Source organism: Rhizobium altiplani (assembly GCF_001542405.1).
Taxonomy (GTDB): Bacteria; Pseudomonadota; Alphaproteobacteria; order Rhizobiales; family Rhizobiaceae; genus Rhizobium; species Rhizobium altiplani.
The window spans coordinates 211,155-226,061 of the sequence record NZ_LNCD01000140.1; the positions used below are offsets into that span (position 1 = coordinate 211,155).

At 60.3% G+C, this 14,907-nt stretch carries 12 protein-coding genes; 9 read left to right on the forward strand and 3 right to left on the reverse strand.

Translation table 11 applies throughout. The annotated features are described in order from the left end of the window. The first annotated feature begins 39 nt into the window (after positions 1 to 39). The gene (locus AS026_RS36100; protein WP_025658603.1) at positions 40 to 1,428 is read left to right on the forward strand and encodes a M20/M25/M40 family metallo-hydrolase; all 1,389 of its coding nucleotides are present in this window, start codon (positions 40 to 42) and stop codon (positions 1,426 to 1,428) included. Between the two features lie 471 nt (positions 1,429 to 1,899). Beyond that, positions 1,900 to 2,631 carry an SH3 domain-containing protein gene (locus AS026_RS36105; RefSeq protein ID WP_025658604.1) on the forward strand — a complete coding sequence of 244 codons (732 nt, stop codon included), beginning with the start codon at positions 1,900 to 1,902 and terminating at the stop codon, positions 2,629 to 2,631. A gap of 200 nt (positions 2,632 to 2,831) precedes the next feature. On the opposite strand, the gene AS026_RS36110 is transcribed toward AS026_RS36105, so the two are convergent. Together AS026_RS36110 and AS026_RS36115 are read right to left on the reverse strand one after the other, a co-directional pair. After that, positions 2,832 to 3,014 carry a hypothetical protein gene (locus AS026_RS36110; RefSeq protein ID WP_018855247.1) on the reverse strand — a complete coding sequence of 61 codons (183 nt, stop codon included), beginning with the start codon at positions 3,012 to 3,014 and terminating at the stop codon, positions 2,832 to 2,834. Between the two features lie 167 nt (positions 3,015 to 3,181). Then, positions 3,182 to 3,502 carry a GCG_CRPN prefix-to-repeats domain-containing protein gene (locus tag AS026_RS36115; protein ID WP_062375797.1) on the reverse strand — a complete coding sequence of 107 codons (321 nt, stop codon included), beginning with the start codon at positions 3,500 to 3,502 and terminating at the stop codon, positions 3,182 to 3,184. Between the two features lie 233 nt (positions 3,503 to 3,735). On the opposite strand from AS026_RS36115, the gene AS026_RS36120 reads away from it, so the two are divergent. The 5 genes from AS026_RS36120 to AS026_RS36140 all read left to right on the forward strand — a co-directional run bounded on the left by AS026_RS36120 (position 3,736) and on the right by AS026_RS36140 (position 11,909). After that, positions 3,736 to 6,075, forward strand: a complete 2,340-nt coding sequence (locus tag AS026_RS36120; RefSeq protein ID WP_025658606.1) for a transglycosylase domain-containing protein — start codon at positions 3,736 to 3,738, stop codon at positions 6,073 to 6,075. 236 nt (positions 6,076 to 6,311) lie between these two features. Further along, a complete protein-coding gene (gene dnaK, locus AS026_RS36125; protein WP_062375801.1) occupies positions 6,312 to 8,231 on the forward strand; it encodes a molecular chaperone DnaK in 1,920 nt (639 codons plus the stop codon). Positions 8,232 to 8,316: 85 nt separating this feature from the next. Beyond that, a complete protein-coding gene (dnaJ, locus tag AS026_RS36130) occupies positions 8,317 to 9,450 on the forward strand; it encodes a molecular chaperone DnaJ (RefSeq protein WP_018855243.1) in 1,134 nt (377 codons plus the stop codon). 209 nt (positions 9,451 to 9,659) lie between these two features. Beyond that, positions 9,660 to 11,552 (forward strand): TPR end-of-group domain-containing protein, encoded by a 1,893-nt coding sequence (locus tag AS026_RS36135; RefSeq protein ID WP_018855242.1) that lies wholly within the window; start codon positions 9,660 to 9,662, stop codon positions 11,550 to 11,552. Positions 11,553 to 11,699: 147 nt separating this feature from the next. Continuing rightward, positions 11,700 to 11,909: a hypothetical protein gene (locus tag AS026_RS36140; protein WP_025658607.1), complete on the forward strand. Its 210-nt coding sequence runs from the start codon at positions 11,700 to 11,702 to the stop codon at positions 11,907 to 11,909. A 10-nt stretch (positions 11,910 to 11,919) separates the two neighbouring features. Here the strand turns inward: AS026_RS36140 and AS026_RS36145 are convergent, their stop codons facing one another. Next, positions 11,920 to 12,288, reverse strand: a complete 369-nt coding sequence (locus AS026_RS36145) for a helix-turn-helix domain-containing protein (RefSeq protein WP_018855240.1) — start codon at positions 12,286 to 12,288, stop codon at positions 11,920 to 11,922. A 318-nt stretch (positions 12,289 to 12,606) separates the two neighbouring features. On the opposite strand from AS026_RS36145, the gene mbfA reads away from it, so the two are divergent. Both mbfA and AS026_RS36155 read left to right on the forward strand, forming a co-directional pair. Beyond that, entirely contained in the window at positions 12,607 to 13,590 is a 984-nt protein-coding gene (gene mbfA, locus AS026_RS36150) for an iron exporter MbfA (RefSeq protein ID WP_062375806.1), read from the forward strand. Between the two features lie 181 nt (positions 13,591 to 13,771). After that, on the forward strand, positions 13,772 to 14,907 hold a 1,136-nt coding region (locus AS026_RS36155; RefSeq protein ID WP_062368615.1), incomplete at its 3' end, for an IS1182 family transposase.

Here is a 14,907-nt window from a genome sequence, read left to right on the forward strand (position 1 = left end):
TTGGTCTATCGTCCCGCCGAATTTCAAAAGGAGTCGAAAATGACTGACGTAATGCCGGTGCTGTCGCGTGCGGACCAGAATTTGACATCGAGCCTCGACAAGCTGTTCGAGCTGTTGCGCATCAAGTCCATTTCCACCGACCCGGCCTACAGGGCCGAGTGCCGCAAGGCGGCTGAATGGCTGGTTTCCTATCTCGAGACCCTGGGTTTCGAGGCGTCCGTGCGTAACACGCCCGGCCACCCCATGGTCGTGGCCCATCACGCCGGCGCAAGCGCCGACGCGCCGCATGTGCTGTTCTACGGCCACTACGACGTGCAGCCAGTCGATCCGATCGAGCTCTGGGAGAATGATCCCTTCGAACCGTCGATCAAGGATGTCGGCAACGGCCGGAAGATCCTGACGGGCCGCGGCACCGCCGACGACAAAGGCCAGTTGATGACCTTCGTCGAGGCCTGCCGTGCCTACAAGGAAGTCAAAGGTGCACTTCCCTGCCGCATCACCATCCTCTTCGAAGGCGAAGAGGAATCAGGTTCGCCGTCGTTGAAGCCTTTCCTTGAGGCCAACGCCGCGGAGTTGAAGGCGGACTATGCGCTAGTATGTGACACCGGCATGTGGGATCGCGATACGCCGGCGATCGCAGCAGCCCTTCGTGGTCTTGTCGGCGAGGAAATCGTCGTGACGGCCGCCGATCGCGATCTGCATTCCGGCCTGTTCGGCGGTGCCGCGGCGAACCCGATCCATATCCTAACTGCCGCGCTTGCCGGGCTGCACGATGAGACCGGCCGCATCACCCTTGAAGGCTTCTATGACGGCGTCGAGGAAACGCCTGCCAATATCAAGGCATCCTGGGAAACGCTCGGCAAAACGGCGGAAACCTTCCTGGGCGAGGTCGGCCTGTCGATCCCGTCGGGTGAAAAGGACCGGTCGGTTCTCGAGCTCACATGGGCGCGTCCGACCGCCGAGATCAACGGCATCTGGGGTGGCTACACCGGTGAGGGCTTCAAGACGGTGATCGCAGCCAAGGCTTCGGCCAAGGTTTCCTTCCGCCTCGTCGGGACCCAGGATCCGAACGCCATCCGCGAAAGCTTCCGCAGCTACGTCCGCTCGAAAATCCCGGCGGACTGCTCGGTCGACTTCCATCCGCATGGCGGTTCGCCGGCCATCCACCTCTCTTACGATTCGCCGGTGCTGACGAAGGCCAAGAATGCGCTCTCCGACGAGTGGCCGAAACCGGCCGTGGTGATCGGCATGGGCGGATCGATCCCGATCGTCGGCGACTTCCAGAAGATGCTCGGCATGGAGTCGCTGCTTGTCGGCTTCGGTCTCAGCGATGATCGCATTCACTCGCCGAACGAGAAGTACGAACTCGCTTCCTACCACAAGGGCATCCGTTCTTGGATCCGCATCCTGGAAGCGTTGGCCAAATAGGCTGGAAAAGCGTTCGTCTTTGAACGCCAGAAAAACAAAAAGGCCGGAACGAGCCGGCCTTTCGCCATCCGCTTCACTTCGATGCCAGTACATCCGTGGTCAAGGAGGAAGCGAATGTTGCAGCCAGACTGATCGGGAAAGGTTAACCAACGGTTAACGCGGAGCCTCGATCAGGACGGTGGAAGCGGCAACGTTGCTGGCGCGCACAGCTTTCCATCGGCTGCAATATGTTGATCCACATGTCGGAATGCCTAGCGCGCGTTTCAAGTAGATGTGACGCATTTTTGAATTTTGAAGCGCCCACGCGTTCAAGTCAGGTTCATCGGCGCGGACTACAAATCATTGAAAGAAAAGGTGATTGAGCTGAAATCGGCACGAGGCGACGAACGCCGAAGCCGTGCCCGGGCGCTTGCGCACCTTCTCGGAAAACACAAGCGGCGCGGTCGCCAGCGTCGTCAGAGGAGTTGAAACGTGAAGTCCATCTTGATGAAGGCCGCTGCAGCGGCCGCCCTCTTGCTCGCGCCGGCGATTGCCCAGGCGGCAGAGGGATATGCGACAGCCAACGTCAACATGCGGGCCGGACCAAGCACGCAATATCCCGCTGTAACCGTCATTCCGGCCGGTGAATCGGTGGAAATCCATGGCTGCCTCGCCGATGTGCCTTGGTGCGACGTGGAGTTCTACGGTGGGCGCGGCTGGGTCGCAGGTCGCTATGTGCAGGCGCTCTACCAGAGCCGTCGCGTCTATGTGGGTCCGGAATATTACCGTCCCCTCGGAATCCCGACCGTGGTCTTCAGCGTCGGAAATTACTGGGACCGCTATTACCGCGGTCGCGATTTCTATCGGGAGCGCGATCGTTGGCGTCGCAATCCTGTTTACGATCGCCCGCCCGCTGTCGTTCGCCCGGTGCGGCCGCCAGAATTCGACGGAAACCCCGGCCCCGGCCGTCCACGACCCGATTTTGATCGCGGTCCCGATCGGAGGCCCGATGGAAACCGCGGACCGGGCCGTCGTCCCGAGCAACCGAATTTCGACCGCGGCCCCGGTCGCCAGGATTTCCAGGGACGGCCCCATGACAATCGTCCGGACTTCCAGCGCCCGCCGCAGGGCAACGACGATGGGAACTGGCGTCGCGGCGGTGAGGGCCGTCGTGGGCCTCCACGCTGCCCGCCGGGTGATCCGGCCTGCGGCAACCAGCAGTGACGCATCGGGGCGGCCGCGAGGCCGCAGCGGCCGCGAGGCCGCCCTTTTTATTGGGGAGATGAGAAGGCCCGGCGCTCTGGGAGAGACACCGGGCCTGATCGCGATCGGCGCGTTTGAGGGGGAGACGGCCGACCTTTAGCGAAACGTGTAGGGCGTGTTTCGCTAGGGCATTAATCCACCAGCTCGCTAATGGTTCCCTGTTACCAGAGAGAAACGGAACGCTGCCGACCGGCGAGGAGGTCGCGCAATTCCGCGAACGGGCCGTGAAGCATCTTCAGGCGGCTCTCTTCCATTTTTGTCAGCCTGTAGCGGCGTGCAAACTCGTGCACGTCCCAAACTTCACGCAGCTTGAATTCTTCGCTTTTGGTAATGTCGATGGTCATGGATGCCTACATATTGCGCATGCTGCGCTAATCTCAGGCGCAATTCGGCGTGCTATACGTCAGATTTGTGACAGTCGCAACGAATGGCAGCCATGCCAAAAAAGCGGGGCTTGGTAAACGAATTATAACAAAGCCCAGGCTGAGCGGCCCGGGCCTTGCTGTCTTAATCAGCGCCAATCGCGTCCGCGCACCCACGGTGGCGGGCGATCCCATCCGTAGGATCGCTCATAGCGCCAGTCATGGCGCGGCCGGCCGCCCCATCCGTAGCGGCGATCGGCGCGCCAGCCGTAACGCGGCGGTGGCGGTCGGTCCCAGTTCGGCCGGCAATTGCCCCACCGGGTCAGGTGATAGCCGCGCCCGCAGGCGTAATCGACGAGTACCGTATTCTTGGCCGCAACGCCGTTCAGCGGCGCGACCGGCATCGCTTCAGCCGCGGTAACGCCAAATCCACACATGGCGATCGCAGCTGCAATCATTCTCATACGCATCTCTGCACCTCTGTTATGCAAGTCCCTTGCACATGGATTAGAGAGCCGGTTCGGTGAACGGGGGCTGAACCAAATTTGACATTGTTGGGGCAAGGGCGGGCCGGTCTAACCACTTCTTAACCACCCCTTAAATCGCCGCATTTAAAGTTCAACCGGGCGGAGAACCGTTTGGCAAAGCACGGTTTCTGCGGCGTCGCCGCGCAAGGAGCGAAGAAGGGGCGTACCGGTACTAGATGGCGGGCAGAGGCAAATCACGCGACAGGATCGAACCTTCCTTCAGCGGTCGCGACGACCGCGACGATGATGACGATTTTTCGCTCGACGCCGATGACCGTGTCGTCAGGGGACGTTCGACCAAGCGATCGCCGTCAAAATCGTCTCGCGCGCGCCAACCCGAAAGACGCAGACGTGGTCGTCGCGAACGCGAGGGTGGAAGCTTCTTCGGCTTCATTCGTCGCATCCTCTACTGGTGCATCGTTTTCGGCATCTGGGCCGGGATCGGCGTGGCTGGCCTCGTCGTCTACTACGGGTCGCGCATGCCGAGCGCCAGCACCTGGGCCATTCCGGATCGCCCGCCGAACGTCAAGATAACTGCCGTCGATGGCAGCGTCATCGCCAATCGCGGCACGACGGGCGGCGAAGCGCTCGCGCTCGAAGACATGTCGCCCTACATCCCGGAAGCGATCGTCGCCATTGAAGACCGCCGCTTCTATTCGCATTTCGGCGTGGATCCCCTTGGCCTCGCACGCGCCCTCGTCACCAACCTGACGACCGGCCACATGGTTCAGGGCGGCTCGACGCTGACACAGCAGCTTGCAAAGAACCTTTTCCTGTCGCCGGACCGCACGCTTGAGCGTAAGGTGCAGGAAGTCCTGCTCGCGCTATGGCTGGAGCAGAAATACACCAAGGACCAGATCCTTGCGATGTACCTCAACCGCGTCTTCTTCGGCTCGAACGCCTATGGCGTCGAAGCGGCCTCGCGTCGCTACTTCAACAAGTCCGCACGCGACGTGAACCTCGGTGAAGCAGCCCTTCTTGCCGGACTCGTCAAGGCGCCGTCGCGGCTGTCGCCGGCGCGCGATCCCGAGGCCGCCAATGCCCGCGCGCAGGTGGTCCTGCAGACGATGCGCGAGCAAGGCTATATCACCGACGACGAGGTGAAGACCGCGATGTCGCAGACGCCAGCCAAGGCGAAGCGCTACTGGTCGGGCGCCGGCCACTATGTCGCGGATATGGTCATGGACCAGCTCCCTGGCCTGATCGGCGACGTCAAGGAAGACATCGTCGTCGATACGACGATCGACAAGACGCTGGAGAAGCGCGCGGAGCAGTCCCTGAACGATGTGCTCGGCAAGGATGGCGCCAAGCTCGATACGTCGCAGGCAGCCCTGGTTTCACTCGATGGCACCGGCGCAATCCGCGCGCTCGTCGGCGGCAGGGATTATGCCGACAGCCAGTTCAACCGCGCCGTCACCGCCAAGCGCCAGCCGGGCTCGTCCTTCAAGCCGTTTGTCTATGCAGCGGCGTTGGAAAAAGGTCTGACGCCGTTTTCGGTGTTCAACGACGCGCCGATCCGCATCGGCGATTGGACGCCTGAGAACTACGAGAAGAAGTACAATGGCGAAGTGACGCTCGCGACGGCGCTTGCAAAGTCGCTGAACACCGTCGCGGCCCAGTTGGTCATGTATGACGGGCCGGACCAGGTGATCAAGCTCGCGCACCGCCTCGGCATCGAATCGGAACTGCAGCCCAATGCCTCGATCGCTCTTGGTACGTCGGAAGTGTCGCTGACCGAGCTCACCGGCGCCTATGCCGCCTTCATGAATGGCGGCTACAAGGCGACGCCGCATGTGATCCGACGCGTAACGACGGCTGACGGCAGCAAGGTGCTCTACGAAAATACCTACGACAACCCGCCCCGTGTCCTGTCGGAAGCGATTGCCGCCAACATGAACACGATGATGATGGGCGTCATCAACCAGGGAACGGGCAAGAGCGCCAAGCTTTCCGGTTGGCAGGCCGCGGGCAAGACCGGCACGACCCAGAATTCGCGCGACGCGCTCTTCGTCGGCTTCACCAGCAACCTCACAACCGGCGTCTGGTTTGGCAACGACGATGGCAAGCCGATGAAGAAGGTGACGGGCGGCGGCTTGCCGGCCAAGGCCTGGCAGGAATTCATGGTCGCCGCGCACAAGGGACTGTCGCCGGCGCCACTGTTCGGCAACGGGCAATTCATGGCTGATCCGGCAGCCAATCCCGGCTTCGGCGACCAGCCGATGGCGTCTGCGGAGCCCGGTATGGCGCCGCCGCTTGAAGAGCCGACGACAATCGGCAGCATTCTCTCCGGTGTCTTTGGTGAAAGCGCCGAGCGCTATCCACAGGCGAATGACCGGCCAAGACGCCAGCCGATCGCCCCGGTCAATGGCGGTCCCGTGCCGCCCGCCGACATCGCCGATGACGGTGGTTATGGCCACGGTGATGCGCTGCCGCCGGGTGATATTGGCGAGCCTGAACCGTCGCCGGCGCACCATCGGAAACGGACGACCTTGCTTGACTTGATCATGGGACAATAGTCGACGGGTTTTGGCCAGAAAAACGCCATCGTCCTGTGCGTGCCAAAATTAGCTGTTGGGCGCTTTTTTTGCCGGTTTTCTGGCTAGTTCTCGCCTTGCAGTCCCGAAAACCGCTCCTTATATACGCGGCATCACCGCAATCACGATTGCGTTAATCTTAAAGACCCATCCCGTAAGGGGCTGTCAGGGAAATGCCTTCTCGGGGTTCCGACAGCTTGCTTCAAGGAGAGAATGACATGGCAAAAGTAATTGGTATCGACCTCGGAACGACAAATTCCTGCGTCGCTGTCATGGACGGCAAGGACGCGAAGGTCATTGAGAACGCCGAAGGTGCGCGCACGACGCCTTCGATCGTAGCATTTTCCGAAGATGGCGAACGCCTCGTCGGTCAGCCGGCCAAGCGCCAGGCAGTCACCAACCCCACGGATACGCTGTTCGCAGTGAAGCGCCTCATCGGTCGCCGCTACGACGATCCGACGGTTGAAAAGGACAAGGCTCTCGTTCCTTTCGAGATCACCAAGGGCGACAACGGCGACGCATGGGTCAAGGCCCGCGGCACCGGCTATTCGCCTGCCCAGATCTCCGCGATGATCCTTCAGAAGATGAAGGAAACCGCTGAATCCTATCTCGGTGAAAAGGTCGAAAAGGCCGTCATCACCGTTCCCGCATACTTCAACGACGCACAACGCCAGGCAACCAAGGATGCCGGCAAGATCGCCGGCCTCGAAGTTCTGCGCATCATCAACGAGCCGACGGCGGCAGCCCTTGCCTACGGTCTCGACAAGAAGGACGGCAAGACCATCGCCGTTTACGACTTGGGTGGCGGTACCTTCGATATCTCGATCCTCGAAATCGGCGACGGCGTCTTCGAAGTGAAGTCCACCAACGGCGATACCTTCCTCGGCGGTGAAGACTTCGACATGCGTCTCGTCGAATACCTCGTTGCCGAGTTCAAGAAGGACAACGGCATCGACCTCAAGGGCGACAAGCTGGCTCTGCAGCGCCTCAAGGAAGCTGCCGAAAAGGCAAAGATCGAACTGTCGTCCTCGCAGCAGACCGAAATCAACCTGCCGTTCATCACCGCTGATGCAACCGGCCCGAAGCACCTGACGCTGAAGCTGACCCGCGCCAAGCTCGAAAGCCTGGTCGAGGATCTGATCCAGCGCACGATCGCACCGTGCAAGGCTGCTCTCAAGGATGCCGGCGTCACGCCAGCCGAGATCGACGAAGTCGTTCTCGTCGGTGGCATGAGCCGCATGCCGAAGGTCCAGGAAGTCGTCAAGCAGCTGTTCGGCAAGGAGCCACACAAGGGCGTCAACCCTGACGAAGTCGTGGCACTCGGCGCAGCCATCCAGGCTGGCGTTCTGCAGGGCGACGTCAAGGACGTTCTGCTTCTCGACGTAACCCCGCTGTCCCTCGGCATCGAGACCCTCGGTGGCGTCTTCACCCGTCTGATCGAGCGTAACACGACGATCCCGACGAAGAAGTCGCAGACCTTCTCGACCGCCGACGACAACCAGCAGGCCGTCACCATCCGCGTTTCGCAGGGCGAGCGCGAAATGGCTGCCGACAACAAGCTGCTCGGCCAGTTTGACCTCGTTGGCCTGCCGCCGGCACCGCGTGGCGTTCCGCAGATCGAAGTCACCTTCGACATCGACGCGAACGGCATCGTGCAGGTTTCGGCCAAGGACAAGGGCACCGGCAAGGAACAGCAGATCCGTATCCAGGCTTCCGGTGGTCTCTCCGACGCCGACATCGAAAAGATGGTCAAGGACGCCGAAGCCAATGCCGAAGCCGACAAGAAGCGCCGCGAGGCCGTGGAAGCCAAGAACCAGGCTGAAAGCCTGATCCACTCCACGGAAAAGTCGCTGAAGGATTATGGTGACAAGGTTTCCGAGGCCGACCGCACCGCGATCTCCGATGCGATCGCTGCTCTGAAGTCTGCCGTCGAAGCAACCGAGCCGGATGCTGAAGACATCAAGGCAAAGACCCAGACCCTCATGGAAGTCTCCATGAAGCTCGGTCAGGCGATCTACGAAGCACAGCAGGCTGAAGGCGATGCGGCAGCAGACGCATCCGCGGAAGCCGGCGACGACAATGTCGTCGATGCCGACTACGAAGAAGTCAAGGACGACGACCGCAAGAAGTCCGCCTAAGCGAGACGAGACGGTCTAGCTTGAAACTGACGTTCCGGCTGCCCACCACGGCAGCCGGAAAACCATTTCCGGGGTCTAATCCTTAATGGCAAAAGCCGATTTTTACGAAACGCTGGGTGTCGCCAAGACGGCGGACGAAAAAGAGCTGAAAAGCGCCTTCCGCAAACTCGCCATGAAGTACCATCCGGACAAGAATCCGGGCGACCACGACGCCGAGCGCAAGTTCAAGGAAATCAACGAAGCCTACGAAATGCTCAAGGATCCGCAGAAGCGTGCGGCCTATGACCGATATGGTCACGCTGCCTTCGAGCATGGCGGCATGGGCGGCGGCGGCATGGGCGGCGGCTTTGGCGGCGGCGGATTTTCCGACATTTTCGAGGATATCTTCGGCGAGATGATGGGCGGCGGCCGCCAGCGGCAGCGCTCTTCGGGCGGCCGCGAGCGTGGCGCCGATCTTCGCTACAACATGGAAATATCGCTGGAGGAGTCCTTCTCCAGCAAGACGGCGCAGATCCGCGTGCCGACTTCGATCACTTGCGACGTCTGCTCCGGCTCGGGTGCGAAACCCGGCACGCAGCCGAAGACCTGCGGCACTTGCCAGGGCTCGGGTCGCGTGCGCGCTGCCCAGGGCTTCTTCTCGATCGAACGGACCTGCCCGACCTGTCATGGTCGTGGCACGATCATTCCCGATCCGTGCACGAAGTGCCATGGCCAGGGCCGCGTCACCGAAGAGCGTTCGCTGTCCGTGAACATTCCGGCCGGTATCGAAGACGGCACCCGCATCCGCCTGCAGGGCGAGGGCGAAGCCGGCATGCGCGGCGGTCCGGCGGGCGATCTTTACATCTTCCTGTCGGTGAAGCCGCATGAGTTTTACCAACGTGACGGCGCCGACCTCTACTGCACCATTCCGATCTCGATGACGACGGCGGCACTCGGCGGCACCTTTGACGTGGCGACGCTCGATGGCACGAAGTCGCGTGTGACGGTGCCCGAAGGCACGCAGGCCGGCAAGCAGTTCCGCCTGAAGGGCAAGGGCATGCCGGTGCTGCGTTCGCCGCAGACGGGCGACCTCTATATCCAGATCCAGATCGAGACTCCGCAGAAGCTGACAAAGCGCCAGCGCGAACTTCTCCAGGAGTTCGAGCAGCTCTCCTCGAAGGAGAACAATCCGGAATCCACCGGGTTCTTCGCGCGCATGAAGGAATTCTTCGAGGGCTGATCGACCCTATATGAAATGTAACAAAGGCCCGGTTGCTGCTGCAGCCGGGCCTTTGTTGTTTGCTTTGTCAGGTCGCCTACGCAGGGTTGTCTCAACGTTCGAACGTCAGAAACACCTTATTATCCCGGGTCGACCGAATGAATGGTGGGACATTAAGATAATAAAAGGCTAAATTAGTGTGACGAAAACTGTATAGCGTCGAGGGACACTTGGAACGCCGTCTCGCAGCCATCCTCGCAATCGACATCGTCGGCTATGGCCGGTTGATGGGCATAGATGAATCCGGAACGCTAAGTGCGGTGAAAACCTGCCGCACGGAGCTGCTCAATCCGAAGATTGCACAGCACCGCGGACGCATCGTCAAGCTGACCGGCGATGGCATGCTGGCGGAATTCTCCAGCATCGTGAATGCTGTTGCCTGCGCCGATGAGGTGCAGCGAGAGGCCGCGCAACGAAACCTGTCGGTGCTCGAAGACAAACGTATCGAATTTCGGATCGGCATCCATCTCGGCGACGTCATTGTCGAGGAGGGCGATATCTTCGGGGACGGCGTCAATGTCGCTGCGCGGCTGGAGGCGCTTGCTGAGCCAGGAGGCATTGCCGTTTCGGCCACCGTCAAGGACCATGTCGGCTCACGGCTCGACCTGTCCTTCGAGGATCGCGGGGAACACCGCCTCAAGAACATCAAGGAACCGGTCCGGGTCTATATGATTTCGCCGCAGCGGGCGCTGCCACTGAAAGTGAACAAGGCGGCTTTGACCGCAGCCCGAAAAAAGCACAAGCAGCTTGTCGCCGTGCTGCCCTTCACCAACATGAGCGGCGATGCCGAGCAGGAGTATTTTTCCGACGGCATCACCGAGGACATCATCACCGACCTCTCGAAGGTGTCGAACCTCTACGTGGTCGCCCGCAACACCGCCTTCACCTACAAGGGCAAGTCCGTGCAGGTGAAGCAGGTGGCGTCGGAACTCGGTGTCGACTTCGTTCTCGAGGGGAGCGTGCGCAAGGTCGGCCAGCGCGTCCGCATCACCGGACAGCTGATCGATGCGAGAAATGGCGGGCACCTTTGGGCGGACCGCTTCGATCGCGACCTCACCGATATTTTCGCGATCCAGGACGAGATCACCCACGCAATCGTCGATCAACTCAAGATCAAGCTGCTACCCGAGGAGAGGCAGGCGATCGCAGCCGAGCCGACAAGCAATGTCGAGGCCTACACCTATTATCTGCGTGGACGACAGCTGTCTCACACCTGGACAAGGCCCTATCTACTTCTGGCCCGGCGCATGTTTGCAACGGCCGTTGCGTTGGATCCGGAATATGCCCGTGCCTATGCCGGCATGGCGGATTGCGAGTCGGCGCTGCGCGATTGGCATGCGGGTGAGTTTACACTGCAGGGGATACTCAATCTGAGTGCCAAGGCGCTGGCGCTCGATCCGAATCTTGCCGAGGCGCATGCGTCGCGCGGACTGGCGCTGCACCAGGACGGGCGAGACGAGGAGGCTCTTGTCGAGTTCGAAAAGGCGCTGGCGCTGGAGCCCGATCTCTATGAAGCGAATTTCCACTATGGTCGCTTCCTTTTCATGGAGGGCAAGTTCGAGGGGGCAATCACCTTCTTCACTAGGGCGGCCGAGATCCGCCCCGACGACTATCTCTCGCCCATTCATCTGATGAGCGCATGCCGGTCGCTTGGTCTCGAGGAGGAGCGAGCGCATTGGGCGCGCGTCTGCATCGAGCGTGCGGAAGAGGCCTTGGAGCGGCATCCGGAAAACTCGGGGCCGGCCCATCGCGGTGCGCTCGCATTGGCTCACATGGGCGATGCGGAACGCGCTAAGGAGTGGGTCAAGCGCGCGCAGATGATTGATCCGGATGACATCGTTGCTCAATACAATATCGCGTGTGTCTATGCTTTGTTGGACGAATGCGACGCCGCACTCGATCTGTTGGAAGAACTGCTGCCGCAATCGTCCTGCTATCACATCCTATGGTTCAAGCATGATTCGGACCTCGATTCGGTGCGCGATCACCCGCGGTTCGAGAAAATGCTGGATGCGATCGCGGCATGCTCGGCCTCGCTGGAGTACCGGGTCGCGTCAGAATAGCGCCGGCGCTTGCCGGGTGTTCCATTATGAAACAAGCAAAAATGCACGTCTGCCTTGCGTTAACGCAGGCAGTGAATGCCGCTTTGCAAATAGAAGCAAAGCGGCCAGTATCCTTTCGGGGATCAACCAAAAACAAGGGCAACTTCCATGACGGCAGCAGCCACTTCTTTGTCTTTGCAGTCCGATGATGTCGATGTGCTCGCCGGCGCGCTCTATTCCTGGTGTGCCGAGCGCAACATCAAGCTGCGCAGCCAGCAGGGACTTTCCATCGCGAGCATCGCGATCGATCTCTACCATGCTGGCCATCGGACGCAGGACGACTTGCTCATCGCGCTTCACGCGTGCGAGTTGCACTGACCGACAGGGTTCAGCGCAAAGCCTCGATGTAGCTTTCACCGGTCATGATCGACAAGATGGTCTTGACGGCCTCCTTGCCTGCCGCAGAGCGAAGCTTGTCATAGTGCAGGGCAAGCTCATAGGCTTCGGGGCTCAGCCCTGGCCGCGCTGATCCGTCAGACGGGTTGGCGCCCTCGAACAGTTCCGAAATATCAACGCCCAGAAAAACCGCGATCTGGTGAAGCTTGCTTGCGGATACGCGGTTGGTGCCTTTCTCGTATTTCTGAATTTGTTGAAAAGTCAGCCCCAGCGCCTCTCCCAGTTCCAGCTGCGATATGCGTCGTTTGGCCCTCAGTGTCCGTACATTTTTACCAACAATAATATCTACCGGATCTGGCACCGTTATGTTCCCTTATAAATGCAATCAATACGCATAGTACTATGCCCGCCTTCCATAATATCTCAATCCCATGAGTTGTAAATTTCAACCCGCTTTTGTTATGGTTTTTTGCCCAATAATCATACACTTTCGGCGTAGATGTAGACTGTAGCGTGCACGTTATTTCCGATGCCAGCTAAAGGCGGTGCACGTACGCGAAGCTGTGCGTCGTTTTACTTGCCGCGGCCATGCGTCAATTCACTGGTTTCCATGCCTGTGAAAACTTGACCGACGCGCCGGCAGCCTCTATTTTAGAATAATTCTAAAATTGAGGTTGTCATGCTGTCCAGGCTTTTTTGGTCATCCAAGCGCTCGTTCGATTCTTTGTCGGAGCAGGAAATACTCGCACTCGCCATTGGGGCCGAAGAGGAGGACGCGCGCATCTATCTCGCCTACGCCGACATGCTGCGCAGCAACTATCCCGCGTCCGCTAAAATTTTCGAAGAGATGGCCGAGGTCGAGGACATCCATCGCAAGTCCCTGATCGAAATCTATCGCCAGCGGTTCGGTGAACGCATCACGCTCATTCGCCGGGAACATGTTCAGGGTTTCTATGAGCGCAAACCCGACTGGCTGCGACGTAACCTGTCGCTCGAGAAAATCCGCGGTGAAGCCGAAGCGATGGAGCAGCAGGCCTATCGCTTCTATGTGGAAGCGGCACGGCGCGTCACGGACGCGCAGACCCGGCAGTTGCTCGGTGACCTCGCCTTGGCGGAGCAGGGCCATGAGGACATTACTCACATGCTTGTCGACAAGCACACGCCGGCGGACGTCAAGGCGGAGGAAGATCACGCTGCCCGCCGCCAACTGGTGCTCACCTATGTGCAACCCGGCCTTGCCGGCTTGATGGATGGCTCGGTATCGACCTTGGCGCCGATCTTCGCAGCCGCCTTTGCGACCCAGAACACCTGGCAGACCTTTCTTGTCGGCATGTCCGCCTCGGTTGGCGCCGGCATCTCGATGGGCTTCACAGAAGCGGCACATGACGACGGCAAAATTTCAGGCCGCGGATCGCCGATCAAGCGCGGCATCGCCTGCGGCGTCATGACCGCGCTTGGCGGTCTCGGCCACACCTTGCCCTATCTCATCCCGTACTTCTGGATCGCAACGACGATGGCCGTGATCATCGCGATCTTCGAACTCTGGGCGATTGCCTTCATCCAGAACAGATTTATGGAAACGCCATTCTTGCGCGCTGCCTTCCAGGTGGTCGTGGGCGGCGGTCTCGTTCTCGGTGCCGGCATTCTGATCGGCAATGGGTAAAGCGAACTCCGGCACTACGGAGCGATCGACGCGGTGAATTGATCTGGCACGCGAATGCACAGGCGATGGGCCGGAATGATGCGCTAACTGGCGTCGTGCATAAAAAAGGCCGGCGTTTCGCCGGCCTTCAGACTGCTGACAAACCCCTGGCCTCGTCCAGGGGTTTGTGATTCACTGGGTCATGTTGAAGAAACCTGCTCCCGAACAGACGGCTCTCGAGATGGTGACGCTCGATCAGCTTGTTCCGAAGGATCACCTGCTTCGCAAGATCGACGCGGTAATCGACTTTTCCTTCATCCATGATCGGGTTGCCGGTCTTTACTGTGCTGATAACGGCCGCCCGCCGCTCGATCCGACCTTGATGTTCAAGGCGCTGTTCATCGGTTACCTGTTCGGCGTGCGCTCGGAGCGTCAGTTGGTGCGCGAGATCGAGGTCAACGTCGCCTACCGCTGGTTCTTGCGGCTGAAGCTGACGGATCCCGTGTTCGACGCCTCGACCCTGTCGCAGAACCGCCGCCGGCGCTTCAACGACACGTCGGTGGCCCAGGACATCTTTGATCATATCGTCAGCCAGGCGATCGCCCACAAGCTGGTCGATGGCACGGTGCTTTACACGGATTCAACGCATCTGAAGGCGAATGCCAACAAGGGCAAATACGATCTTGCGATGATCGAAAAGTCGCGGGCCGATTATTGGGCCGATCTCGACCGGGCGATCGAGGCGGAGCGGACGCTGCACGGGCAAAAGCCGCTGAAGGACAAAGAGCGTGAGCCGCAGGTGAAGGAAATCAAGGTGTCGCGCACCGATCCCGACAGCGGCTACATGGTGCGCGACGGCAAGCCGAAGGGCTTCTTCTATCTCGACCACCGCACGGTCGACGGCAAGCTTGCGATCATCACCGACACCCATGTGACGCCGGCCAATGTGCATGACAGTATCGTCTATCTCGAGCGGCTCGACCGGCAGCGGGAGCGGTTCGGCTTCGAGGTCGGCGCCGTCGGCCTGGATGCCGGCTATGCCACGTCCGGCATCGCCAAGGGGCTGGAGGACCGCCAGATCCTAGGCGTCACCGGCTATCGCAATCCGACCCCACCCAAAGATGGCATGATGCGCAAGTCGAAGTTCGACTATGAGCCCGAGACGGACGGTTATCGCTGCCCCGAAGGCCAACTGCTCGCCTATGCCACCACCGACCGCAACGGTTATCGCCACTACACATCCGACCCGGCGATCTGCCAAACCTGTCCGCTGCTCGCCTCCTGCACATCAAACACCAAGGCGGTGCGCACCATCACCCGCCATGTCTGGGCCGATGC